This is a genomic window from Ralstonia sp. OTU4908 (assembly GCF_038440115.1).
Lineage (GTDB): Bacteria > Pseudomonadota > Gammaproteobacteria > Burkholderiales > Burkholderiaceae > Ralstonia > Ralstonia pickettii.
The window spans coordinates 20738-43884 of sequence record NZ_JASATD010000029.1 but is presented as its reverse complement, the minus strand read 5'-3'; the positions used below and the strand labels follow the sequence as shown (position 1 = coordinate 43884).

Here is a 23147-nt window from a genome sequence, read left to right as displayed (position 1 = left end):
CTCGACATCAAGTAATTCGATGTCGAAATACTAGGATGAGGAGTTTTATGGGTCAAGGCGATTCCACATCCCCGCAAGGGGCACCGATGGACAACATCCTCGCGCAATGGCGGCGCGAGCGCCCCGACATCGACCCGAGCCCGATGGCAGTCTGCGGCGATGTCTGGCGCGCCGGCGAGCGGCTGCGCAGCGGCGTGGTCGCCAACGTGGCGGGAGCCGATCTCGACATGGCGGGCTTTGACGTGCTGCTGACGCTGCGTCGCAACGGCCGCGACCAGGCGCTGTCGCCTTCGGCGCTGGCCAAGGACATGATGCTGTCGACCTCCGCCATGACAAACCGGCTCGACCGGCTGGAAAAACGCGGCCTGATCGCCCGCAAGACCGATCCAGACGACCGGCGCGGGCTGCAGATCGTGCTGACCGACGAAGGCTTCGCGTTGGTCGACGGACTGGTCGCCTCGCATGTGCAGACAGAAGAACGGATGCTTGCGGCGCTGAGTCCGGCGGAGCGGGCGATGTTGCGCGAACTGCTGGGTAAGATCGGTGGCGTTGGCGGCTGAACCCCGCAGAAAGGAGAACACCTTCATGCTGAAGCGATTCAAACACCTGTTCAGCCGGCCTGCGTCGACACCGGTATCGGAAGATCCGCTGCGCGACGACGACATCCTGCGGGACGACTTCTCTCCCAGCGCGGAAACGCTCGATGCCCTCGCCGAATTCGTGCGCCTTGTAGGAAGCCCGTGCGGGCAGGCTGAGGCCGATCAGATAGCCGATTCCGTACGAACCGGTGACCTCCCCGGCGACGACATCGCCGGCCTGCTGACATGGTCACTCGCCCGAAACCTGGGAGATGGCGCCCCGTGGACGCTGGCCATCTCGGTCGATTGGAAAGCCTGGGATGAAATCGAATGGCAGGCAGAGAAGCTGCTCGACACGCTCGGCATCGGGGCGCGTTGGGAATGGGCCCGCGCTGAAGCCGAGCGCACCGTTGCCGACGGCCTGCTCGATTTTGGCGCGTGGCTGCGTCCGCATGGCTACGAATTGCTGCACGTCGACACTGGCGGCGACGACTACTTTGCGTTTCCCATCCGGGCGGATTTGCTGCAAGAGGCCCGCCTGTACGCCGAGCGAGCAGGGTTGAAAATCGAACAGGCAGACGACTTCCGCGCGTCGCAAGGGCTGTCGCTCTAGCGTGTTGCAATATCCGCAATCGGCCGCAACAACCCCGTAAGCAAACGGGTCGCGCGCCGGGCCGTTCCTCTTTACGATGGCGGCTCACGTGTGCGCGTGGGGCGCCAACCTGGAGGAGCGTGTGAGCCTGACCATCCTGTGTGTGCTGGTGATCGTGGCAGCGGTGTGTGCAGCGCGCGGCCGACGTCGGGCTGCGCGCGGGCTGGCGGTGTTCTGTGGTGTGCTGGTGATCGCGATCGGCTGCGGGCCGGTGCCGGCCTGGCTGCTCGATTCGCTCGAAAAACCGTTCGAGAACGAGCCGCACATCCAATGGGGCACGCGCAACGCCATCGTGCTGCTGGGCGCGGGCACGTTCCGCGTGGGCGACTCGGTCGAGCCGGGGCTGTTCTCGTATCCGCGGCTGGTGGAAACCACACAGCTGTACCAGGCGTGCCGCAAGTCGGATGGCGATTGCAAGGTCCTCGTCAGCGGCGGCGATGCACGTCACCATGGCTCGCCGGAAGCCACCGTGTATCAGCGCGAGCTTGTCAGGCTGGGCGTCGCCAAGGACGACGTGCTCATCGAGCCCCAGAGCATGAACACGCGGCAGAACGCGCAATTCTCGCGCACGGTGTTGGCGCAATACGCGCCGGACCGCACGGTGCTCGTGTCGTCCGCCATCCACCTGCGGCGCAGCCTGCTGTATTTCACGCACTTCGGCATGGCGCCGATTCCGGTGCGCGCCGACGATCTGCAGGCCGCAGCCTCGCCCTTGCCGATGGCATACAACTTTGCGCTGACCGATTTCGCCCTGCACGAGTGGATCGGCATCGCGCGCTATCACATGTACAACGCGCTGGGCTGGAACCCCGCGCGCATCAACCCCGGTGACGCCTGATTCGGCGGCCCTGCGCAGGGCATTCGAAGTGGTGCTCTAGTGCTTCCGGGGGGGAGCAAAATTCCGGCGCCGACCTATACTTTGTGCATCGCAACATCCGGGCATCGCAATGCGCCATCTCGGCCGTATTGAAGCTCACCGCCTCATCACCATTGGCAAGCTCGCTTGCCAGCACCCGCCCACCGGGCGCGGCCATCCCTGACGGGAATCGCTGACGATTCCTGCGCCAGCAAGTGGGCCGCTGCGTAAGCAGCGCCCACCCCGCCAGCCACACCTCAGAAGCAAACCAACAAGCAAGGGGAACCCTCATGCCTCAAGTCACGGCAAGCAAGCTGCCGGTCAAACTGCTCGCGCTCGTCTTCGGCGCCGTCGCGGCGCTGGTGATCGGGCGGACTTTCCTGCTGAACTGGCAGATCATTCCGCCCGGCTACACGGGCATCAAGATCAACCGGCTCGTCGATCGCGGCATCACGCATGAAAACGTCGTCACCGGGTTCGTGTTCTACAACCCCGTGCAGACGGCGATCATCCAGTACCCGACTTACGTGCAGCGCGTGATCTGGACGCAAGACGTGAACGAAGGCCGCGCCCTCAACGAAGAACTGACGTTCAACACGAAGGACGCCGTGCCCGTCAACGTGGACGTAGCCGTCTCGTACCAGCTCGATCGCGAGAAGGTGCCGGCCTTCTACACCAACTTCCGCGCCGATCGCATCGAGACGTTCACGCACGGCTACCTGCGCGACACCGCGCGCAACGTGATCGTCGCCATGGGCTCGGAATACAACTTTGACGACGTGAACGGCGGCAAGAAGGAAGAGTTTGTCGCGCGGCTGACCAAGGAGCTGGACACGCGGCTCGCACCGCTGGGCGTGTCGATCAAGCAGTTCGGCATCGTCGGCTCGCTGCGCCCGCCGCGTGCGCTGCTCGATGCAGTGAGCGCCAAGACCAAGGCCATCCAAGACGCGATCCGCACTGAAAATGAAGTGCGCTCCGCCCAGGCCGAGGCCAAGAAGAAAGTGGCGATTGCCGAAGGGGAAGCCGCGGCCAACCATGCGCTCGCCTCGTCGCTGGATGACCGGCTGCTCGCCTGGGAACGCCTGAAGCTCGAACGTGCCGCCATCGAGAAATGGAACGGCGTGACGCCGAGCGTGATGGCGGGCGGCAACGGCGGCGGCATGTTGTTCAACATTCCGGCCGGCGCGCAAGCCAAGTAAGCCCCGATCGTAAAAATGGCCAAAGAAAAACGCGCCCGAAGGCGCGTTTTTCGTTTTCGCTCAGGCGGCGATCAGCTTGCGAAGCCCGGCGCTGCTTCGCGCACGGCGTGCTCGGCGCCAGCTGCGGGAATCGGCGCTTCCACATGCAGGCTCGTCGCTTCATCCACGCCCAGGTGCACGTTCATGCATTGCACCGCCGCACCGGCCGCGCCCTTGCCCAGGTTGTCCAGGCGCGCGGTGACGACCATGCGCTCGTCCGAACCGAACACGAACAGGTCGGCTCGGTTGGTGTCGTTGGCGCCCTGCACATCGAAGAAGCCGTTGTCGAGCGTCGCAACGTTGTCAGCCGGCGCCACGCGGATGAACTGCTCGCCCTGGTAGTAATCGGCCAGCACGCGGGCGATGTCCGTCGGGCTCACCTTGCGGGCCAGGTGCTGCGGGTGCAGGCCGATCGTCACGGCCAGGCCCTTGAGGAAATTGCCGACGACCGGCGTGAAGATCGGTGCGAGCGACAGCTTGCTCTGCACGCGCATCTCCGGTAGGTGCTTGTGAGCCAGCGCCAGCGCGTACGGACGCGGGCTGTCGAGCTTCGGATTATTGGCGGCGAGGTAGTCGGCAATCATCGCTTTGCCGCCACCGCTGTAACCGGTGAGCGAGAACGCGGTGACCGGGTAGTCGGCCGGGACGATGCCCGCGTCCACCAGCGGACGCATCAGCAGCACGAACGCACTGGCGTGGCAGCCCGGCACGGCGATGCGCTTGGTGTTACGCAGGCGCTCGCGCTGACCCTGGGCCAGTTCGGGCAGGCCGTAGACCCAGTCGTCCGACGTGCGGAACGCGGTGCTGGCGTCGATGATGCAGGTGTTCGGATTGTTGACCAGCGAGACGGCCTCGCGCGAGGCGACGTCGGGCAGGCACAGGAATGCGACATCGGCGGCATTCAGGAATTTGGCGCGCTCGGCTGAATCCTTGCGCTTGTCTTCGGCGATGCGCAGGAGCTCGATATCGTCGCGCTGCGACAGATAATCGAGCAGGCGTAGGCCGGTGGTGCCTTCCTGACCGTCGACGAAAACCTTGAATGCCATGGTGATCTCGCTAAAAAACTGGGGGCTAAAGACAACGCCGGCAAGCGATGCCGGCGCGTGAGGTTTGCATTGTAGCGGCTGACGAAGACATTTCCGCGGCAGCGCTATGAAGTGTTTTTAGTGCCGCTTACCAGTGCGGCTTCGTGTCGTAATCGATCGTCAGCGGCGCGTGGTCGCTGAACTTGATGTCCTTGAAGATCGACGCGCGGCGTGCCGTGGCGGCAATGCCCGGCGTGGCGATCTGGTAATCGATCCGCCACCCGACGTTCTTCGCGTATGCCTGGCCGCGGTTGCTCCACCACGTGTACTGCTCGGGGCGCTGGTCGAGCGTGCGGAACACGTCCACGTAGCCGACCTCATCGAAGAGCTTGGTCAGCCACGCGCGCTCTTCAGGGAGGCAGCCGGAGTTCTTCTGGTTGCCCTTCCAGTTCTTGATGTCGATTTCCTTGTGCACGATGTTGACGTCGCCGCACAGCACGACCTCGCGGCCCTTTTCGTGGCGCAGGTCCTTGAGGTGCTCCATGAACAGGTCCATGAAGCGGAACTTGGCCTGCTGACGCTCTTCGCCGCTGGAGCCCGACGGCACGTAGACGGAGATGACCGACAGCTTGCCGTAGCGGGCCTCGACGTAGCGGCCTTCGGCATCGAACTCGCCGTTATCGAAGCCGACGATGACTTCGTCCGGCTTGTGGCGCGTGTACAGGCCCGCGCCGCTGTAGCCTTTCTTTACCGCGTGCTGAAACACGCCGTGGTAGCCGTGCGGCGCCAGAAATTCCGGGGTCATGTCGTCTTGCGCGCATTTCAGTTCCTGCACGCAGACGAAGTCGGCGTCCTGCTTGCCCATCCAATCAAAAAAGCCTTTGCTGGCAGCGGAGCGAACGCCGTTGAGGTTGGCGGAAATGATGCGTAACATGGCGGGACTTTTTTGCGGACCAGAGAAAAAAAGATGAGCCAAAACAGCGAGTTGCGCCAATCCTTCATCCGCTTTGCGGTGGAAGCCGGCGTGCTGTCGTTCGGGGAATTCGTGACCAAGGCGGGGCGGACGTCGCCCTATTTCTTCAACGCCGGCAAGTTCGCAGACGGCGCCCTGCTGGGCCAAGTCGCGCAATTCTATGCGAAAACCCTGCTGGACTCGGGTGTCGAGTTCGACATGCTGTTCGGGCCGGCCTACAAGGGCATCACGCTCGCGTCGGCCACCGCCGTGGCGCTCGCAGGCCTGGGCCGCAATGTGGGCTTTGCGTACAACCGCAAGGAAGCCAAGGACCACGGCGAAGGCGGCAGCCTGGTCGGCGCGAAGCTGCAGGGCCGGGTGGTGATCGTCGATGACGTGATCTCTGCCGGCACCTCGGTGCGCGAGTCCGTCGAGCTGATTCGCGCCGCCGGCGCGACCCCGGCTGCTGTGCTGATCCTGATGGATCGGATGGAGCGCAGCGGCAACGCCGTGGATATCGGCGAGCGCTCTGCGGTGCAGGATGTGCAGGCGCAGTACGGCATGCCGGTGGTGTCGATTGCGAATCTGGATGACCTGCTTGGGTATCTGGATAACGCGGGCGACCCTGCGCTGGCTGGGTATCGGGAAAAGGCTGCTGCTTATCGGGATAAGTACGGCGTTAGCGCGATCTGAGTTTTTGCCGCGTTAAAGAACCCCGGTGGATGTTGTTCGCCGGGGTTTTGTTTTTTTGTGGCTCATCCTCCTGTCGCAGCCGATGCGAGGGATGCACCATCAGCGCAAGAGCCGCAAACCACCACCCTATTCGATCTTCAACCCCAAGAACGCCGGATTCCCCATCGGATATTCCGGCTGCAACCGCTCCATCACCTGCAGCAGAATCTCCGCCACCATCAGGCTGCGATGCGACTTGGAGTTCGCCGGAATGATGTGCCACGGCGCGTGCGGGGTGGCTGTGGCATTGATCGCGTCTTCGTAGGCAGCCATGTAGTCTTCCCAGAACTTGCGTTCTTCAATGTCCGCCATCCCAAGCTTCCAGTGCTTCTGCGGATCGTCGATGCGCATCTGCAGCCGATCGCGCTGCTCCTCCTTGGAGATATGCAAAAAGCACTTGACGATGGTGGTACCGGTCTCGGTCAGCATCTGCTCGAAAGCATTGATGTGAGCGTAACGGCGCTTGCACTCGGCGGCGTCGATGTCTCCATGCACGCGGGTAACGAGCACATCTTCGTAGTGGCTGCGATTGAAGATGACGATCTCGCCTGCGGCCGGCACCTCCGCATGGATCCGCCACAGGAAGTCATGCGCCAACTCCAGCGGCGTGGGCACCTTGAAGCCCACCACGCGCAGGCCGAGCGGGTCGAGCGCGCGGAATACGGTGCGTACCGTGCCATCCTTGCCCGCGGTATCCATGCCCTGCAGCACGACCAGCAGCTTGCGGCGGTGCTCGGCATAGAAGATGTCCTGCAGCGCCTCAATGCGCGCAGACAGTTCGGCCAGCCGCGCCAGATCACCGGCCTTGCTGCCCGTGGTGCACGGTTTGGCGGCAGGATCGAACTTGGCAATCTTGAACTTGCTGCTGCCGTCGAAATACCAGTCGTCGATGGGGTTCTTGCCGTTGGATGCCACGGTGTCTCCTTGTTGTTCAGACAGGCGAATGGGCAGTTCCCGCGCGCCTAGTGGGCAACGGTCAGCTTGAGCGCATCCAGATCCAGCGTGCCTTCAAACACGGTTGTGGCGGGGCCCGTCATCATTACGGGCTGGCCGACGCCGGCCCAGGCGATCGTCAGGTCGCCGCCATGCGTGGTTACCTTGACGGGCGAATCGAGCACGCCACGGCGGATGCCGGCCACCACTGCTGCGCAGGCGCCGGTGCCGCAGGCGAGCGTCTCCCCCGCGCCGCGCTCGTACACGCGCAGGCGCACGGAATGGCGATCGACGATCTGCATGAAGCCCGCATTCACGCGACGCGGAAACACGGCATGCGATTCGATCAGCGGGCCGTCTTCCAGCACGGGGAAGGCTTCCGTATCGTCGACGATCTGCACGGCGTGCGGGTTGCCCATCGACACGGTCGACAGCCATTCGGTCCGGCCGTTGATCTGCAGCGCGTGCTGCGTGTCGTCGCCCTCGACGCGGGTGGGCAGGCCTTCGGGCAGGAACGGCAGGCGCGCTGCCTCGAACACCGGTGCGCCCATGTCGACCGTGACCTGGCCGTCGTCCTGCATCGTCAGCGTGGCGATGCCGTTCATGACTTCAACACGCACGGTGCGCTTGTCCGTCAGGCCGCGGTCGGTGACGAACTTGACGAAGCAGCGCGCGCCGTTGCCGCAGTGCTCCACCTCGCCACCGTCGTGGTTGAAGATGCGGTAGCGGAAATCGACGTCGGGCCGCGTTGAACGCTCGACCAGCAGGAGCTGGTCCGCCCCCACGCCGAAATGGCGGTCGGCAATGGCAGCCCATTGCTCGGGCGTGAAGTCGATCGGGGTCTGGATGCCGTCGAGCACGACAAAGTCGTTGCCCGCGCCGTGCATCTTGGTGAAGTGCAGTTTCATGGCTGGCCGCACAGATGCGGCGATGAGCGTTCGGAAAACACCCATTCTAAAGGGAGCCGGCCGGGGTTGCCGCGGGCCGGCTCCCCGCATCAATAAATGCCCGGCATGCCCTCGGGACGGTGCTTGAAGCGCTTGTGCACCCAGTAGTACTCGGTGATGCGCGGGCGTATCGCGTCTTCAAAGAAGGCGTTCATGCGGCGCGTGTCGGCGGTCAGATCGCCGGTGGGGTAGTTCTCCCACGCGGGCAGGATGCGCAGCGCGTAGCCCTCGTAGTTGGGCAGGATCTCGGTGTACATCGGCACGACCTTGGCACCGGTCATCGATGCCATGCGCGGGATGGCGTTGAGCGTGAGCGCCGGCACACCAAAGAACGGCACGAACTCCGAGTCGCGCTCGCCGAAATCCATGTCGGAGATGAGCTGCAGCGCCTCGCCGCGCTTGATGGTGCGCATGATCTGGCGGATGTTTTCGTTGCGCGACACCATGGTCGCGCCAAAGCGGCTGCGCAGCGCCTTGATGGCGTCATCGAGCACCGGGTTGGCCATGCGCGTGTACAGCGAGCAGCCGGCGTTGCCGACGTGCTTGCGCAGGTAGTCGGTCAGCGCCAGCGCGCCGATCTCCACGCCCGACAGATGCAGCGTGACGAGAATGTGCGGCTGGCCGTGCAGCGCTGGCAGATTGGCCTGGTCGTCGATCTTCACCACGCGCATCAGGCGCTTTTCCGACGCGAACCACGCAAACGAGCGCTCGGCAAAGCTGCGGAAGACCTTGCGGAAGACTTCGTGCGCCATGGCTTCGCGCTCGGCTTCGGACTTCTCGGGAAAGCACGCGCGCAAGTTGGCCAGCACCACGCGGCGGCGGCCATTGGGAATGCGGTACAGCAGCCCGCCCAGGCCTTCGCCAAAACGCGCGACAAAGCCGTACGGCAGGAAGGACAGCAGCCACAAGAAGCCGAGTCCGAGTTTGGCAGAGAGACGTTCCATAAAGGCAGCAGTGTCAGGCAGCGGGCGGAGCGTCCGCGCCCTTGGGATGCTTGTAGCGGTTATAGCCCCAGAGATATTGCGTCGGCGCCACGGCAATCAACCGTTCGACGGCGGCATTGATGCGGGTGGCGGCCTGCGTTGCGTCTTCGGGCAGATCGCCGATCTCCTCCAAGTGCAGGCGATAGCCCGCGCCGCGCGGCAACCGCTCGGCAAAAAGTGCCACGACGGGCGCACCTGTGAGCCGATGCAAACGGTGCACCAGCGTCATCGTATAGGCGGGCTTGCCGAAGAACGGCGCCCATACGCCTTCGCCGGCGGTGGGGGTCTGGTCGGGCAGGATGCCGACGGCCTCGCCGCGCTTGAGCGCGCGCACCAGCATGCGCACGCCACGCGGGTCTGCCGGTGCCATCTGCATGTTCGGTCCCGCTCGCATGGTTTCAATCCAGCCGCGCAGGCTTGCCTTGCGCGGCGGCTTGAACAGCGAGGTGACGGGGTGCTCACGCGCGTAGGCCTGCGGCAGCACTTCAAAGCAGCCCAGGTGCGGCGTCAGGAAGATCAGGCCGCGCCCATCTGCAAGCGCGCGCTCGACGATCGACCGGCACACGTCGAACAGGTGAGGGGCGACGTCCGCCCCGTTCTTGCGCACCCAGAAGTAGGGCATCTCGAACACCATGCGGCCGGCAGATCGCCCGGCCTCCTTGAGCATGGCGGGCGTGACGTCGGGATAGGCGTGGCGGAAGTTGGCAATGAGCCGGTCGTGATAGCGGCCGGGCACCTTGGCCGCCAGCGCCCCCAGCCAGCCGCCCAGCGCCTGCAGCGCGGATAGGGGCAAGCGTGAAAACAGCCAGAACAGGAAGGTCATGCGTGCGGTCGCAGCAATGTGTTGGTCGCAGTCGACAGGGAAGCAGGGTCTTGACAGGCCTTGCTGCGGCCCCGAAAAGTGCCGCGTATAATAGCGCGATTCGCCGAGTTAACTGACAACTTGCGGGGCGAATCCTTGCTTGGCCACAAACCTCGGCAAGGTTGCTAAATACCGCTAAAGCGTCGCCGGCCGTGGCTCAACGGATTGGCAACGTGATAGCCAATCTGGAGCTAACAGCCGTGTCAAACGACTTCCTCTTCACCTCGGAGTCGGTCTCCGAGGGCCATCCCGACAAGGTCGCCGACCAGATTTCCGACGCCATCCTGGACGCCATCCTCGCCCAGGACAAATATGCGCGCGTCGCAGCAGAAACGCTGTGCAACACCGGCCTGGTGGTGCTCGCGGGTGAAATCACCACGACGGCCAACGTCGACTACATCCACGTTGCGCGCGAAACCATCAAGCGCATCGGCTACGACAACACCGACTACGGCATCGACTACAAGGGCTGTGCGGTCCTCGTCGCTTACGACAAGCAATCGCCCGACATCGCGCAGGGTGTCGACCGCGCATCGGACGACTACCTGAACCAGGGCGCCGGCGACCAGGGCCTGATGTTCGGCTACGCGTGTGATGAAACGCCCGAGCTGATGCCCTTCCCGATCTACTACGCACACCGCCTGGTCGAGCGCCAGTCGCAACTGCGCCGCGACGGCCGCCTGCCCTGGCTGCGCCCGGATGCCAAGTCGCAGGTGACGGTGCGTTATGTGGATGGCAAGCCGCACAGCGTCGATACCGTGGTGCTGTCCACCCAGCATGCGCCGGAGATGTCGCAAGAGGCCATCCGCGAAGCCGTGATCGAAGAGATCATCAAGCCGGTGCTGCCGTCGCACATGCTGGCCGACACCAAGTACCTGGTGAACCCGACCGGCCGCTTTGTCATCGGCGGCCCGCAAGGCGACTGCGGCCTGACCGGCCGCAAGATCATCGTCGACACGTACGGCGGCGCCGCCCCGCACGGCGGCGGTGCGTTCTCGGGCAAGGACCCGTCCAAGGTCGACCGCTCGGCGGCGTATGCCGCGCGCTACGTGGCCAAGAACGTGGTGGCCGCCGGTCTGGCGCGCCAGTGCCAGGTGCAGGTGAGCTACGCGATTGGCGTCGCACGCCCGATCAACATCACGGTGTACACGGAAGGCACGGGCGTGATCCCGGACGAGCAGATCGCCAAGCTCGTGCAGGAGCACTTCGACCTGCGCCCGAAGGGCATTGTGCAGATGCTGGACCTGCTGCGCCCGGTCTACGAAAAGACCGCCGCGTACGGCCACTTCGGCCGCGAAGAGCCCGAGTTCAGCTGGGAAGCCACCGACAAGGCCCTGCTGCTGCGCGAAGCGGCCGGCCTGGCCGGCGAGCCGGCCAAGGCGTTTGCCTGAGCCTGCGCTGGCGCCAAAGAGAAACCGCCCTTCGGGGCGGTTTTTTGTTGCGTGCTTGGCGATACCGCGCTCACGGCATCTTGCTGAGAATGCCGTTCATCTCATCTGCGGAAAACGCCCTCAGCGTCTGCGAACGGACATTGCCCGCCGCGGCCAGCGCCAGCCCGAAGGCCGTCATGGCGGCATCGTCCGGGCCCTCGCAAATCACGGCGAGGTCGTACTGGCCCAGCGTCCAGTAGATCGCCTTCATGTCGATGCCGGCCGCCTTGGCCAGTTCGCGGGCTGCAGCCGCCCGCTTGGTGGTGTCTTTCACGCTGCGGATGCCCTGGTCGGTAAAGTTCAGCAGGGCCAGAAAGGTTGCCATGGTGCATCTCCTGATCGGCGGGAGTCGGAGGGAAGCCGCATCGCGCGCCGCCGAAACGCGCGGGAGGTGCTTTCGTGCAATGTGCACGCCAGGCAAGCTGGCAGGCCGCATTGCGGCAACATCGCGCCCACACCGGTCCGTTCCAGCCCGTGCAGTGCCCCGGATGGTTTCAGATGCGATACACCGCCGCTGACAAGCGCCCATTGCGCAACTTCGGTCAGGCACGGCGGTATCACGCGCGCTGACGTAGCGCCACCCAGGAGCCCAACCTGACCACCGCCACCGACCGCTACCTCGCCCGCTTCCGCGCCGTGCTCGCACACATCGACGCGCATCTGGAAGACACGCTCGACGTGGACAGGCTGGCCGAAGTGGCAACGTTTTCCAGCTACCACTTCCACCGCCAGTTCTCGTTGCTGTTCGGCATGAACGTCGGGCGCTATGTGCGGTTGCTGCGCCTGAAGCGCGCCACGCATCAACTCGCCTATCGCGACGATTTGCGCATCACCGACATCGCACTGGCGTGCGGGTACGAAGGGCCGGAGGCATTTGCGCGGGCATTCCGCAGGCAGGCGGGCCAATCGCCGTCAGCCTTCCGAGCGGCGCCGCAGTGGGCGTCCTGGGCGACCGATCTACAGGCGCTGCGCGCCCTCAGGAGCCAACACATGCCGGCACAACCGCAAACCCAATCCGTTGAGATCGTCGAGCGCGAGGCCGTCGCGGTCGCCGCCATCGAGCACCGCGGCGATCCCGCGCGCCTGGGCGAGACTCTCCGCACGTTCATCGTCTGGCGCCGTGAGCATCGGCTGCACCCGAGCGTTTCGGCCACGTACAACGTCGTCTACGACAATCCCGACGATGTGCCGCCCGAGGCGTTTCGGATGGACATCTGCGCGGCCACGTTCGCGCCGATCGCCCCCAATGCAGCGGGCGTAGCGGGCAAAACGCTGGCGGGCGGCCGCTACGCCGTGCTGCGCCACACGGGCTCCGACGACACGCTCGCCCAGAGCGTGGCGTACCTGTATGCCGACTGGCTGCCCGCCAGCGGCGAGGAATTGCGCGACGCGCCGCTGCTGTTCCAGCGCGTGCGCTTCTACCCTGACGTGCCCGAGCACGAAGCCGAGACTGACGTGCTCCTGCCGCTCAGGTGAGCGTCCAGACGATCAGGCATCAGGCGTCCAGGTGGATCTGGATGCCGGTGGGCGTGTAGATGGCCGTGGCCTGGAAGCCGTCGACCACCACCGACGTGAACTGCCGGTTGCTGCCGGTGCCATCCACCACGGCGATGGTGTCGCCCACCTTGGGGGTGTAGCCGTTCACGAATTTCACGTGCAGCGTGCCGCCCGCAATGGTGGTAAGGCCGGCCACGCTCAGCTTGCCCTGGCCGTTCGGGCCGATGGCGAGGTCGAGCGTCGTGCCCTGCAGTTGGGTGAACTTGCCCGCAATGGCCACCGCCGCCGGCGCGTTGACCGCCAGCGTGCCGGCTCCCACATACACGTCGCCCGCACCGAATGCATTGGCCGAATCGGCTTCCAGCACGCCGCCTGCGACCTGGGTGCCGCCGGTGTACGTGTTGACGCCGGCCAGGCGCAGCCTGCCGGTGCCTTGCAGCGTGAGCTTGCCAGGGCCCGAGATGGCGTTGCGCCACGAATCGGCCGCATTGAAGCCGCCCTGCGTTGCATCCATCGACACGATCACGTTGCCATTGAACGCGCCGTAACCGTCGGCCGCCGCGAACAGGTTGAGACGGCCCCAGCCTTCGGCGTCGTCGAGCACCGGGTAGCCGGACGCCAGCTCGGTGGTCTTGAGCACCACGCGGCGCTGGTCGGCGCTCAGGTACGGGAAGCGGGTTTCCAGCAGCACCTCGGCGCCCTTGGGTACCACCGGCGCCAGCGTCGTGGCACTGATCTGCGTGAAGCCAAACGTCATGCGGCGCGTGAAGTTGGCCTGGTTGGTGGCGTAGTCGGCAAAGCGGTCGGTGGCCGGCGTGCCCGACTGGGCGAGCGCCGCGAAGGTCGTGGCATCGGTGCCCGTCTGCGCCATCAGGGCGGTGTGCGCCTGGGTGAAGGCGGCAGCCTTGAGCGTGGCGTTGGCCGGGTCAGCCAGGTTGGCCGCCGCGGCGGCAATGCCGATCATGCGGCCGGACATCACATCCAGCGGCGAATGCATGCCGGCAAGGATGCGGTTCTCGCCCAGCTCCATGCCGCGTGCAAGCATCTGCTGGAACCGCTCAGGCACCAGGTATGCCATGGCCACCGCATCGCGCGTTGCTTCCGCCGAGTGGCCGCTGATGAAGCCACCGTCGGTGGTGGGCGTCGGGCTCTCGGCCGGCACCAGCGTCGGCACGACGACCACGCTGCTGCTCCAGCGGTACGGCCGCGCGTATTTGTAGAAGCGCTTGGAAGGCTCGGTGGAGGCGTTGTTGCCCACCGTGTTGATCAGGTCGACCACCTTGCCGAAGGCAGTGTTGCCGGCCGAGGTGCCCACGCCCGTGTTGTTGCCGCTGTCGTTGTAGAGCACGGTGGTGGCATCGGCCGGCACGGTGGTAATCGACGTGGTCTGCTGCGCCAGCGTGCGCCACGCGGTGGTCAGCGGCCCCATGCCGTCGCTCACGCTGTAGCCCTTGCCGCGGCGGTCGTCAAAGTACGCCGCGTCGGCCTGGGCCTGCGTGCGGTTGGTGGTGGCGTTCACCACGTATTGAACGTTTGCGTTCAAGACCGGCAGATTGAGCTGCGTGCCGCCGGCCGTGCCGTCGTTGGGCAGGCCCGTCCACGTGGACGCCACGACCGCCGGGAACGACCCGTTGGCTGGCGCACTCACGCCCGCATCGACGATTTCCGTGAGCGGCTGCCAGAGATCCAGAAAGCGGGTGAACAGGCGCACGCCGGCATTGGTGCCCAGCGTGGCGTAGCGGGCATCGCCGCGCTGGTTGGTAGCGATGTTGTCGACGAAGGCCGGTACGCCGGTGGCCACGGCCGCCGTGTCGACAAAGCCCGGGTCTGCGGGCGGCGCCGGAATGGCCTGCGTGGTGGCAACGGGCGTGCTGCTGGTGGTGTCATCGCCGCCGCACGCGGTGAGCGCGACGGCACCGAACAGCGCAACGAGGCTGGAGCACATACGCGGGCGGGAAAACGCGGGGCGGGCAGTGAAGGACATGGTGCGGCGGGCTCGCAACCCGCAAAGAGCGTTGGAAAGCCCGGGAGTCTCGACACGCGCCATGAAACAACGGTGACGTTTCGTTGACAAATTCGCATGATCTTCGCCCTACATTGGGGCATTCCGCGTCATGACAGCGCTGACAGTGAGTTATGTCACGGCGTGATAGAATCGCCGGCTGCATTCTTTGACATTGGTGAAGCCTGGGCAATCGCCGTCCGTCGACCATGTCCTCTTCATCCCTGCATCCCGCCCTGCGCCGCTGGCTCCACAGCTTCATTCCTGCACCCGTGACGGTGCGCTGGAGCGAGCGCGTCCGTTCCGCAGTCGGCGCCCTCGCCGGCATCCTCTTTACCGGCACGATGATGAAGATGGTGCCGGGCGCTTCCACGCTGATCCCGCTGCTGGTCGCCCCAATGGGCGCCTCTGCCGTGCTGCTGTTTGCGGTGCCCGCCAGTCCGCTCGCGCAGCCGTGGTCGATCATCGGCGGCAACCTGGTGGCGGCTACCGTGGGCGTGACGTTCGCGCTGCTGGTGAATGATCCGGTGATTGCCTCTGCGCTGGCCATCTCGGCGGCCATTGCCGGCATGTTCGCACTGCGCTGCGTGCACCCGCCATCAGGCGCGGTGGCGCTCACCGCCGTGATTGGCGGCCCGGCCGTGCATGCCCTGGGCTATCGCTTCGTGCTGGAGCCGATCCTGATCCAGTCAGCGCTGCTGCTGGTCGGCGCACTGGTGTACCACGCGGCCACGGGCCACCGGTATCCGCACGCGCAACGCCTGCCCGCTGCCGAGCGTCCGCCCACGGCGGCTGGTTTCACCCGCGCCGACATCGTCGCCGCGCTGCGCCGCCAGAGCGAGCTGCTCGACATCGACCCCGAAGACATCGAAGCCGTGCTGCGCGAGATGCAACTGCAGGCCTACACGCGCACGTTCCAGGCGCTCACCTGTGCAGACATCATGACCACGCCGGTGGTCACGGTCTTGGCCGGCACGTCGATCCCCCGTGCACTGGAACTGCTGCGCCAGCATGGTTTCAAGGCATTGCCGGTGGTGGATGAGGGACGGCGCGTGGTGGGCATCGTCACGCGCGTCGACCTGCTAGGCCTGGCGCCGGCGGACATGCGCCAGACGCTGCGCCGCTGGTTCAGCATCGGCGCGCTCACGCCCCCGCGCGTGGCCGATCACATGAAGACACGCGTGCAGACCATCGCCGCCAACGCGCCCATGTCGGATCTGGTGCCGATGTTTGCCAGCGCCGGCCACCACCACATTCCGGTGCTGGATGCCGACGGCCGGCTGGCCGGCATCGTCACGGAATCCGACTTGGTGGGCGGGCTGTACCGTCAGGCCAACATCGAGCCACAGGCGGCCTGAGCGGCCATCAAACCGCGTCCATCGGCAACTCGCGGAACGCGCTCAACTGTTCCGCCGCCACCGAGTACGCCACCAGGCGCGGATAATCCGCCGCCGGCACGCGGTCCGGCACCATCAACTGGATGAAGGCCCAGGCCACGGCCACCGTTACGCCGGCCTGGCTCAGCTCGTTCTGGTCCACCGGCAAGGGCGCGTCCTTCCACTCCGCTTCCAGCGCTTCCACCGCCGCCAGCAACTGGCTGTGCACGCGCTCGACCCACGGCCCGTGCACTTTCTCGCTCGGGCGCAGGTTGTGTTCATAGACGATCTGCACGGCCTTCTCGCACGCGGCGAGCGCCAGGCCGATCACGCGCAGCGCGTGCTGGCGCTCGGCAATGGCGGCGGGCATCAAGCTGCGGCCTGCCAGCGTTTCTGCGTAATCGATGATGAGCGTGGAGTCGATCAGCACGGTGCCGTCGTCGCACACCAGTGTGGGCGCCTTGACCACGGGGTTGATGGCGCTGAACTGATCGAAATGCCGGAAGACCGAGACCGCCGCGTGCTCGAACGGCAGCCCGAGCAGCTTCAGCGAAATGGCCGTGCGGCGCACGTACGGTGAATCAAGCATGCCGATCAACTTCATGAAATCTCCTCGCTGGTGGGGGCGTCGGTGGGTAGAAAACCTTGGTGCGAAGCGCAAGGCTGCGCGGGCACGGATGCACATGATAGACAGCCAGCGCAAAGCGTGCCGGCCGCCTCAGGCACGTTTTCTGCGTGCGCGGCATGGCTTTGAGCCGTCTGTTGCCGACGCCGGCCGGCCTCCCGATTTTCTAGAATGACCACAACTCGGGTGCACTGTGCTGCCCGCCGGACAGGAGACCTTATGCCGTTTCTCGCGCATCACCATGACTGCCTCGGCTGGAACGGTGAGATGGCGCAGCGCGTGCTGGCATTCGATTGGGCCTCCACTGAACTGGGCCCGATCCAGGACTGGTCACCCAGCCTGCGTGCCGCCGTGCAAATGGTGCTGGCGTGTCCGGTGCCGCTGGTCATGCTGTGGGGCCGCCACGGCTACATGGTCTACAACGATGCCTACGCCGTGTTTGCCGGCGGGCGTCATCCGTATCTGCTCGGCTGCCCCGTTGAACTCGGCTGGCCCGAAGTCGCGGATTTCAACCGCCACGTCATGGATGTCTGCCTCGGTGGCGGCACGCTGTCGTACCGCGACAAGGAACTCGTCCTGCTGCGCAACGGCCGCCCCGAAGACGTGTGGATGGATCTTTACTACAGCCCGCTGCCCGATGACACCGGTCGCCCGGCGGGCGTGCTTGCCATCGTGGTGGAAACCACCGAGCGCGTGCAGACCGAGCGCGAGCGGCAGGCCGCCGAGCAGGCCCTGCGCCAGTTGACCGAAACGCTGGAGCAACGCGTGGCCGACGCACTGTCTGCCCGCGCCGAAGTGGAAGCGCAATTGCGCCAAGCCCAGAAGATGGAAGCCATCGGCAACCTGACCGGCGGCGTCGCGCATGATTTCAACAACGTGCTGCAGGTGATTGCCGGCAACCTGCAGATGCTGGCCGTGGAAGCGCCGGGCAACACGCGCGTTCAGCACCGAGTGGCCGCTGCCACGCGCGCCGTGCAGCGCGGCGCCACGCTGGCCGCGCAATTGCTGGCCTTCGCGCGGCGCCAGCCACTCTCGCCTGCGGTGGTGAACCCGACACGGCTGATCCAGGGCATGAGCGAGATGCTGCACCGCGCGCTGGGCGAGGCCATCAAGGTGCAAACGCACCTGGCCGATGATCTGTGGCACGTGCAGGCCGACCGCAACCAGCTCGAGAACGCGCTGCTGAACCTTGCCATCAACGCACGCGATGCCATGCGCGGCGGCGGCGTGCTGACCATCGCCGCCACCAACGTCACGCTCGACAGCACGCAGGCGCAGGGGCGCGGCCAGCTTGCGCCCGGCGACTACCTCGTCTTCTCCGTTACCGACACCGGCGTGGGCATGCCGCCCGAAGTGGTCGAACACGTCTTCGAGCCCTTCTTCACCACCAAGCCCGACGGCCACGGCACAGGCTTGGGGCTCAGCATGGTGTTCGGCTTTGTCACGCAGAGCGGCGGGCATGTCGCCATCGACAGCGCGGTCGGGCGCGGCACCACGGTGCAGCTTTACTTCCCGCGCAGCACGGTGGCCGCCCAGGACGATGCCCTGGACCTGCGCGACACCGTCGTCACGCCCATGGGCGGGCGCGAGACCATCCTCGTGGTGGAGGACGACACCGACGTGCGCCTGACCGCCGTCGACATGCTCACCCAGCTCGGCTACCGCGTGCTGACCGCGGCCAACGGCGAGGCCGCGCTGGAACTCATGAACAGCGGCACGCCCATCGATCTGTTGTTTACCGACGTGATCATGCCGGGCCCCATCAAGGGCGGCGAATTGTCGATCCGGGCGGCGCAACGCGTGCCGCCGCTACCGGTGCTGCTCGTTTCGGGCTACACGCGTGACGAGATACTGCACGACGGCAGGCTGCCGCCTGGCGTGACGCTGCTCGACAAACCTTACCGGCGCGATGACCTGGCGCGCATGGTGCGCAACGTGCTCGACAGCAGCCGCACAGTGCAGGCGCGGTTGCAGCCAACATCAACGACATCGGCAACGACATCGCCAGTGCCGTCCATCGACGTGCCTGCAACTGCAGACACGTCGCGACCGCCTACGGTGCTCCTGGTGGAAGACGACACTGCCTCCCGCGAAGCCATGCAGGAGGTGCTCGCCACCTTTGGCCTGCAATGCCTGGCCGCCGCCACTGCGGAAGACGCCCTCGCCCTGGCCCACACGCGCACGGTTCAAGTGCTGCTGACCGACCTCACCCTGCCGGGCCGATCCGGCGCTGAGCTCGCCCGCACGCTGCGGCCGCTGCACCCACACATGGACGTACTGCTGATGACCGGTTACGGCGCGCACGCCGAGATTGGCGAGCCCATTCCGGGCGCACGCGTGCTCGCCAAGCCCGTCGAACTGACGCTGCTGCATGAAGCGCTGGCGCCATGGCTCGGTACGACCGTAAACGCGGCAACGCGACATGTGACGAACGCCGCATAATCGCTGCGTCCTGTCACAACTGACCGCGCCTGTCCGTCTAGGGAGCATCTTCCCTAGACGACACCTTCGCCATGACGTCACAACCACACCCCGACCGTGCTACCCGCACTGATCGCGAAGACACAGCCTTCAGCGCCGCGCGGCCTCGGCTTTTTGCGATTGCCTACCGCATGCTGGGCAGTCGGGCCGACGCGGAAGACGTTTTGCAGGACGCCTGGATGCGCTGGCACCAGACCGACCGAACCGCGCTGCAATCGGCCGAGGCGTGGCTAGTGACCGTCGTCACGCGCCTGTCGATCGACCGCCTGCGCGCCGCCAAAACCGAGCGCGAAGCCTACGTCGGCTGGTGGCTGCCCGAGCCGCTGGTTGAACCCGAAAGCCACGCCCACACGCCCGAAACCGCCGTGGAACTGGCAGGCGATGTGTCGATGGCCCTGCTGTGGGTGCTCGAGCGCCTGTCGCCCGAAGAGCGCGCGGCGTTTCTGATGCGCCAGGTATTCGAGCAGGATTATTCGGAGATCGCCGCCCTGCTGGGCAAGACCGAAGCTGCGTGCCGGCAGATGGTGCACCGCGCATCAGACCGGGTGCAGCAGGAGCGCCCGCGCTTCGATGTCGCGCCCGATGCGCATCGGGATTTGCTCGAGCGCTTTGCGCAAGCCTCACGCACGGGCCAACGCGATGCCATCCGCGCGCTGCTTGCAGATGACGCGCAACTCGTGGGCGACGGCGGTGGCAAGGTGCCGTCGTTCACGCGCATCATTCAAGACGCCGGTCAGATCACCAAGATCTACTGCGAGCTGGTGCGCGCCATGGGCGACGTCCGCTACGTGCAGGCCCGCGTGAACGGCGAGCCCGGCCTGCTGCGCTACGTGAATGGCACGCTGGAATCGGCCCAGTCGTTCGTCATCGAGAGCGGCCAGATCGTAGCCATCTACGTGGTGCGCAATCCGGACAAGCTGGCGCACATCGGCATCGGCGCATAAAAAACCGAGTTTTCTGGCAGGGCTGTCACAACGCAGCCGCGCCAGGCGTCTTCAGGGTATGGAGCGACGCAAGGCGAGCACCCGCTGCCCGCTGCCTGCCTCGGCTCCTTCATCCATTCAAACCCTCAGGAGCCGCGTATGTCGCAAGCCCCCCGCATTGCCTACTTCCAACTCGCACCGAAGGCGTTCAACAACCTGCTGAACCTGTCCAACGGCCTGCGCCGCGACTTGCTGGGCGCCAGGCTAGTCGACCTCGTACTGCTGCGTGTGTCGCAAATCAACGGGTGCGCCTTCTGCATCGACATGCACTGGAGCGACCTGATGAAGATGGGCGAAGACCCCCGCCACCTGAACGCCGTGGCCGGCTGGCGCGAAGCGCCGTTCTTTACCGAGCGCGAGCGCGCTGCCCTGCGCTGGGCCGAGCTGGTCACCAACACGCCGCACAGCGATGCCAGCGACGAAGAATTCGCCCGCCTGCGCACGCACTTCAGCGATGAAGAGATCGCCGAACTGAGCTTTGTGATCGTCACCATCAACAGCTGGAACCTGCTGAACGTGAGCCTGCGCAACCCGGTGCCGCTGAACGCGCCGTATGCTGCAGCAGCTTGACAAGCACTGCGCCGTCGGTAGGACGATCGCTGTACAGCAGCGCTTGCGCCCACGCGTAGGCGCTGCACCTACAGGCTCAACAAGTTCAGCCGTGCAGGAAGCGCACCATCAGCACTTCGTCTGCATAGCCCGTGGTCGATTTGAGCGCGCGCGGCTCCACGCCGTAGGTCTCAAACCCGCAACGCTCGTACAGTGCCAGCGCTGCATCGTTGCCGCGTACCACCGACAAGGTGAGCTGCTGCACCAGGCCCGTTGCCGCCGCCACGATGCGATCCACCAGCGCCACACCCACGCCGCGCCCGCGCGCGGCCGGCGCCACGTAAAAGCCCCACAGAAAACCCTTGTGCGCGAGCTTCGCTATCGTTTGCTGCTTGAAGCCGATCATGCCGATGATGCGCACGTCGCTGCCCGTTCCGGCATAGGCGCCCAGCACGATGGTGGTCGCCAAGCGTTCGGCAAACGCTTCCGTAGAGAGCCCGGCTTCGGCCTCATAGGTTGATCCGAATGCGTCGGGCGAATCCTTGAGCGCAGCAAGACGAATGGCGCGGTAGTCAGCCACATCGTTTGCATCGGCAGAAGACAACTGACGGATCAAGACTGTGTTGTTCGAATTTGGGTTGGCGTTGGACATGGCTGGCAAGGCGATCGACGTGTAGGCGAAAAGCAAACGTAAGCGGCCAGTATCGCGCCAATCACACCCGCACGACCTACAGTGCCGCCTCCGTCCATGAAGCCGAGGGCTTTGTCCGTCAATTGGCCTATGTCGGCATGTGCCCAGGTACCTATGCTTCGGGAAACGCGAGTCAACAAATCTACAAACCGCGACAACCGGAACGGGGGGGAGCCATGGCCGAGCTTTTAATCGCCAAAGCGCAAGGCAGCAGCGCGCACACACAACCCACACCGGCACCGATTCCGCCCGACGCCCCGCGGCACGCACGCGGCATGCACGGCGCCGCGCTGGTGATGGCCGCCGCGCTGTCGCTGGGGCTGACTGCCTGCGGTGGCGGCGACGATGCCGGCACCACCACCCCGCCGACGAACAACAACACGCCAGCCCCCACCCCGTCACCCGCGCCCGCACCGGCGCCCAAACCGACGCCATCGCCATCCCCTGCGCCCACACCAACGCCGGCGCCCACACCTGCGCCAGCGCCGGCGACCTATTCCGTGGGCGGCACCGTCAGCGGGCTGACCAGCGGCAAGTCCGTCACGCTGCTGGACAACGGCGGCGATGCGGTTGTCGTCAACGCCAACGGCAGCTTCAACTTCCCCACCAAGCTCGCGCAGGGCAAACCCTATGCAGCGACGGTCGGCACACGTCCGGTGGGAGAGACCTGCACCGTCACCAACGGCAGCGGCACCGTGGGCACCAGCAACGTGACCACCATTGCGGTGGCCTGCACGCCCAAGCCCCTGTTCGGCTATGCGGTCAACTCCAATGACGGCACCATCTCCGCCTTCACACTGAATGCGACCACCGGGCTGCCCACGGCCATCGGTACGGCGGTCACGGTGGGCGCGGGCCCGCTGTCGCTGACCATCGACCCTGCGGGCAAGTTCGTCTACGTGGCCAACGCCAACGCCAACACCGTCACCACGCTCTCCATCAATGCCGATACCGGACTGCTCACGGTAGTCGGCTCGGCCACGCCCACGGGCATACAGCCCTACAGCATTGCGCGCACGCCCAACGGCAAGTTCGCATACACGACCAACTATGGAGACAACACGCTGTCGGCGTTCTCCGTCAACGCGGGCACCGGTGCACTGACCGCGCTCGCGCCCATCACCGCCGGGGCCTACCCGTACACAGTCGCCATCAACAGCGCAGGCACCTTCGCCTACGTGGTCAACGCCAACAGCGGCGCCACGCCGGGCACGGCCATGGCGTTTGCCGTCAACAACACAACGGGCGCACTCACGCAGGTGGGCACCACGGTCAACACGGGCAACACGCCGCAGTTCATCGCGGTCAACTCGGCGGGCACCTACGCCTATGTGACCAACGCCGCAGACAACACCATCAGCGTCTACAGCATCAGCAACACCGGGGCGCTCACCGCATCGGGCACACCGGTGGCGGCAGGCACCAACCCGTACTACATCGCCATCGCACCGTCGGGTGGCTTCATGTACGTGACCAACGTGCTGGCCAACACGGTCAGCGTCTTCAGCATCAACCCGTCCAACGGCGCCCTGACAGCGGTCGCCACCACACCCACCGGCAACGCGCCCGTGACCGTGCTCGTCAACCCCGCCGGCACCTTCGCCTATGTGGTCAGCGCCGTGGACAACAGCGTCAGCGCATACAGCATCGACAGCACCACCGGCAAGCTGACCGCCGTGGCAAGCGGGTCGGCCGCCACCGGCAACATCCCGCGCGGGATGGCGATTGTGGCGGTGCCGTGAGGTTGTAGTTGAG

Annotated in this window: 22 protein-coding genes; 12 read left to right on the top strand and 10 right to left on the bottom strand. The window is 65.6% G+C overall.

Annotated features, from left to right (window positions below):
• Nucleotides 1-47 precede the first annotated feature (47 nt).
• The 4 genes from AAHM38_RS19845 to AAHM38_RS19830 all read left to right on the top strand — a co-directional run bounded on the left by AAHM38_RS19845 (nucleotide 48) and on the right by AAHM38_RS19830 (nucleotide 3285).
• Nucleotides 48-560, top strand: a complete 513-nt coding sequence (locus AAHM38_RS19845; RefSeq protein WP_037027957.1) for a MarR family winged helix-turn-helix transcriptional regulator — start codon at nucleotides 48-50, stop codon at nucleotides 558-560.
• Nucleotides 561-585: 25 nt separating this feature from the next.
• Nucleotides 586-1191, top strand: a complete 606-nt coding sequence (locus AAHM38_RS19840; protein ID WP_037027956.1) for a DUF6630 family protein — start codon at nucleotides 586-588, stop codon at nucleotides 1189-1191.
• 121 nt (nucleotides 1192-1312) lie between these two features.
• On the top strand, nucleotides 1313-2068 hold the full coding sequence (locus AAHM38_RS19835) for a YdcF family protein (RefSeq protein ID WP_179817634.1): 756 nt from the start codon (nucleotides 1313-1315) through the stop codon (nucleotides 2066-2068).
• Between the two features lie 308 nt (nucleotides 2069-2376).
• Nucleotides 2377-3285, top strand: coding sequence for a prohibitin family protein (locus tag AAHM38_RS19830; RefSeq protein WP_116576912.1), 909 nt, complete (start codon nucleotides 2377-2379; stop codon nucleotides 3283-3285).
• Between the two features lie 71 nt (nucleotides 3286-3356).
• On the opposite strand, the gene argC is transcribed toward AAHM38_RS19830, so the two are convergent.
• Together argC and AAHM38_RS19820 are read right to left on the bottom strand one after the other, a co-directional pair.
• Nucleotides 3357-4370, bottom strand: a complete 1014-nt coding sequence (gene argC / locus AAHM38_RS19825) for an N-acetyl-gamma-glutamyl-phosphate reductase (RefSeq protein ID WP_065860151.1) — start codon at nucleotides 4368-4370, stop codon at nucleotides 3357-3359.
• A gap of 127 nt (nucleotides 4371-4497) precedes the next feature.
• The gene (locus tag AAHM38_RS19820; protein ID WP_009239315.1) at nucleotides 4498-5283 is read right to left on the bottom strand and encodes an exodeoxyribonuclease III; all 786 of its coding nucleotides are present in this window, start codon (nucleotides 5281-5283) and stop codon (nucleotides 4498-4500) included.
• A gap of 33 nt (nucleotides 5284-5316) precedes the next feature.
• Between AAHM38_RS19820 and pyrE the strand changes: the two genes are divergently transcribed.
• Nucleotides 5317-5994, top strand: a complete 678-nt coding sequence (gene pyrE, locus AAHM38_RS19815) for an orotate phosphoribosyltransferase (RefSeq protein WP_004635818.1) — start codon at nucleotides 5317-5319, stop codon at nucleotides 5992-5994.
• A 126-nt stretch (nucleotides 5995-6120) separates the two neighbouring features.
• Here pyrE and AAHM38_RS19810 read toward each other — a convergent pair whose 3' ends face one another.
• From AAHM38_RS19810 to AAHM38_RS19795, 4 genes are all read right to left on the bottom strand, one after another.
• Nucleotides 6121-6948, bottom strand: a complete 828-nt coding sequence (locus AAHM38_RS19810) for a polyphosphate kinase 2 family protein (RefSeq protein WP_116576911.1) — start codon at nucleotides 6946-6948, stop codon at nucleotides 6121-6123.
• Between the two features lie 47 nt (nucleotides 6949-6995).
• Nucleotides 6996-7874: a diaminopimelate epimerase gene (gene dapF, locus AAHM38_RS19805; RefSeq protein WP_116576910.1), complete on the bottom strand. Its 879-nt coding sequence runs from the start codon at nucleotides 7872-7874 to the stop codon at nucleotides 6996-6998.
• Nucleotides 7875-7963: 89 nt separating this feature from the next.
• The gene (locus AAHM38_RS19800; RefSeq protein WP_009239318.1) at nucleotides 7964-8857 is read right to left on the bottom strand and encodes a lipid A biosynthesis lauroyl acyltransferase; all 894 of its coding nucleotides are present in this window, start codon (nucleotides 8855-8857) and stop codon (nucleotides 7964-7966) included.
• 13 nt (nucleotides 8858-8870) lie between these two features.
• Nucleotides 8871-9719, bottom strand: coding sequence for a lysophospholipid acyltransferase family protein (locus tag AAHM38_RS19795; RefSeq protein ID WP_037027950.1), 849 nt, complete (start codon nucleotides 9717-9719; stop codon nucleotides 8871-8873).
• Between the two features lie 239 nt (nucleotides 9720-9958).
• On the opposite strand from AAHM38_RS19795, the gene metK reads away from it, so the two are divergent.
• A complete protein-coding gene (gene metK, locus AAHM38_RS19790; RefSeq protein ID WP_116576909.1) occupies nucleotides 9959-11149 on the top strand; it encodes a methionine adenosyltransferase in 1191 nt (396 codons plus the stop codon).
• A 70-nt stretch (nucleotides 11150-11219) separates the two neighbouring features.
• On the opposite strand, the gene AAHM38_RS19785 is transcribed toward metK, so the two are convergent.
• Nucleotides 11220-11513, bottom strand: coding sequence for a GYD domain-containing protein (locus AAHM38_RS19785; RefSeq protein ID WP_004635830.1), 294 nt, complete (start codon nucleotides 11511-11513; stop codon nucleotides 11220-11222).
• Between the two features lie 311 nt (nucleotides 11514-11824).
• Between AAHM38_RS19785 and AAHM38_RS19780 the strand changes: the two genes are divergently transcribed.
• On the top strand, nucleotides 11825-12664 hold the full coding sequence (locus AAHM38_RS19780) for an AraC family transcriptional regulator (RefSeq protein WP_116576908.1): 840 nt from the start codon (nucleotides 11825-11827) through the stop codon (nucleotides 12662-12664).
• 19 nt (nucleotides 12665-12683) lie between these two features.
• Here the strand turns inward: AAHM38_RS19780 and AAHM38_RS19775 are convergent, their stop codons facing one another.
• A complete protein-coding gene (locus AAHM38_RS19775; RefSeq protein WP_116576907.1) occupies nucleotides 12684-14669 on the bottom strand; it encodes a phosphatase PAP2 family protein in 1986 nt (661 codons plus the stop codon).
• Nucleotides 14670-14896: 227 nt separating this feature from the next.
• On the opposite strand from AAHM38_RS19775, the gene AAHM38_RS19770 reads away from it, so the two are divergent.
• A complete protein-coding gene (locus AAHM38_RS19770; RefSeq protein WP_116576906.1) occupies nucleotides 14897-16045 on the top strand; it encodes an HPP family protein in 1149 nt (382 codons plus the stop codon).
• A gap of 7 nt (nucleotides 16046-16052) precedes the next feature.
• Here AAHM38_RS19770 and AAHM38_RS19765 read toward each other — a convergent pair whose 3' ends face one another.
• Nucleotides 16053-16667, bottom strand: coding sequence for a glutathione S-transferase (locus tag AAHM38_RS19765; protein ID WP_116576905.1), 615 nt, complete (start codon nucleotides 16665-16667; stop codon nucleotides 16053-16055).
• Nucleotides 16668-16907: 240 nt separating this feature from the next.
• On the opposite strand from AAHM38_RS19765, the gene AAHM38_RS19760 reads away from it, so the two are divergent.
• The 3 genes from AAHM38_RS19760 (at nucleotide 16908) to AAHM38_RS19750 (ending at nucleotide 20722) form a co-directional block, all read left to right on the top strand.
• On the top strand, nucleotides 16908-19130 hold the full coding sequence (locus AAHM38_RS19760) for a response regulator (RefSeq protein WP_116576904.1): 2223 nt from the start codon (nucleotides 16908-16910) through the stop codon (nucleotides 19128-19130).
• A 71-nt stretch (nucleotides 19131-19201) separates the two neighbouring features.
• On the top strand, nucleotides 19202-20113 hold the full coding sequence (locus AAHM38_RS19755) for an RNA polymerase sigma-70 factor (protein WP_116576903.1): 912 nt from the start codon (nucleotides 19202-19204) through the stop codon (nucleotides 20111-20113).
• Between the two features lie 138 nt (nucleotides 20114-20251).
• Nucleotides 20252-20722 (top strand): carboxymuconolactone decarboxylase family protein, encoded by a 471-nt coding sequence (locus AAHM38_RS19750; protein ID WP_012760860.1) that lies wholly within the window; start codon nucleotides 20252-20254, stop codon nucleotides 20720-20722.
• An 85-nt stretch (nucleotides 20723-20807) separates the two neighbouring features.
• Here the strand turns inward: AAHM38_RS19750 and AAHM38_RS19745 are convergent, their stop codons facing one another.
• Nucleotides 20808-21353 (bottom strand): GNAT family N-acetyltransferase, encoded by a 546-nt coding sequence (locus tag AAHM38_RS19745; protein WP_116576929.1) that lies wholly within the window; start codon nucleotides 21351-21353, stop codon nucleotides 20808-20810.
• A 215-nt stretch (nucleotides 21354-21568) separates the two neighbouring features.
• On the opposite strand from AAHM38_RS19745, the gene AAHM38_RS19740 reads away from it, so the two are divergent.
• Nucleotides 21569-23134: a lactonase family protein gene (locus AAHM38_RS19740; RefSeq protein ID WP_116576902.1), complete on the top strand. Its 1566-nt coding sequence runs from the start codon at nucleotides 21569-21571 to the stop codon at nucleotides 23132-23134.
• Nucleotides 23135-23147 lie beyond the last annotated feature (13 nt).

What these genes read in the sequence shown, in the direction of transcription:
- AAHM38_RS19845 (WP_037027957.1), top strand. Translation starts at nt 48, where the DNA reads ATGGGTCAAGGCGATTCCACATCCCCGCAAGGGGCACCGATGGACAAC.
- AAHM38_RS19840 (WP_037027956.1), top strand. Translation starts at nt 586, where the DNA reads ATGCTGAAGCGATTCAAACACCTGTTCAGCCGGCCTGCGTCGACACCG.
- AAHM38_RS19830 (WP_116576912.1), top strand. Translation starts at nt 2,377, where the DNA reads ATGCCTCAAGTCACGGCAAGCAAGCTGCCGGTCAAACTGCTCGCGCTC.
- argC (WP_065860151.1), bottom strand. Translation starts at nt 4,370, where the DNA reads ATGGCATTCAAGGTTTTCGTCGACGGTCAGGAAGGCACCACCGGCCTA.
- AAHM38_RS19820 (WP_009239315.1), bottom strand. Translation starts at nt 5,283, where the DNA reads ATGTTACGCATCATTTCCGCCAACCTCAACGGCGTTCGCTCCGCTGCC.
- pyrE (WP_004635818.1), top strand. Translation starts at nt 5,317, where the DNA reads ATGAGCCAAAACAGCGAGTTGCGCCAATCCTTCATCCGCTTTGCGGTG.
- dapF (WP_116576910.1), bottom strand. Translation starts at nt 7,874, where the DNA reads ATGAAACTGCACTTCACCAAGATGCACGGCGCGGGCAACGACTTTGTC.
- AAHM38_RS19800 (WP_009239318.1), bottom strand. Translation starts at nt 8,857, where the DNA reads ATGGAACGTCTCTCTGCCAAACTCGGACTCGGCTTCTTGTGGCTGCTG.
- AAHM38_RS19795 (WP_037027950.1), bottom strand. Translation starts at nt 9,719, where the DNA reads ATGACCTTCCTGTTCTGGCTGTTTTCACGCTTGCCCCTATCCGCGCTG.
- AAHM38_RS19785 (WP_004635830.1), bottom strand. Translation starts at nt 11,513, where the DNA reads ATGGCAACCTTTCTGGCCCTGCTGAACTTTACCGACCAGGGCATCCGC.
- AAHM38_RS19775 (WP_116576907.1), bottom strand. Translation starts at nt 14,669, where the DNA reads ATGTCCTTCACTGCCCGCCCCGCGTTTTCCCGCCCGCGTATGTGCTCC.
- AAHM38_RS19770 (WP_116576906.1), top strand. Translation starts at nt 14,897, where the DNA reads ATGTCCTCTTCATCCCTGCATCCCGCCCTGCGCCGCTGGCTCCACAGC.
- AAHM38_RS19765 (WP_116576905.1), bottom strand. Translation starts at nt 16,667, where the DNA reads ATGAAGTTGATCGGCATGCTTGATTCACCGTACGTGCGCCGCACGGCC.
- AAHM38_RS19760 (WP_116576904.1), top strand. Translation starts at nt 16,908, where the DNA reads ATGCCGTTTCTCGCGCATCACCATGACTGCCTCGGCTGGAACGGTGAG.
- AAHM38_RS19755 (WP_116576903.1), top strand. Translation starts at nt 19,202, where the DNA reads ATGACGTCACAACCACACCCCGACCGTGCTACCCGCACTGATCGCGAA.
- AAHM38_RS19750 (WP_012760860.1), top strand. Translation starts at nt 20,252, where the DNA reads ATGTCGCAAGCCCCCCGCATTGCCTACTTCCAACTCGCACCGAAGGCG.
- AAHM38_RS19745 (WP_116576929.1), bottom strand. Translation starts at nt 21,353, where the DNA reads ATGTCCAACGCCAACCCAAATTCGAACAACACAGTCTTGATCCGTCAG.
- AAHM38_RS19740 (WP_116576902.1), top strand. Translation starts at nt 21,569, where the DNA reads ATGGCCGAGCTTTTAATCGCCAAAGCGCAAGGCAGCAGCGCGCACACA.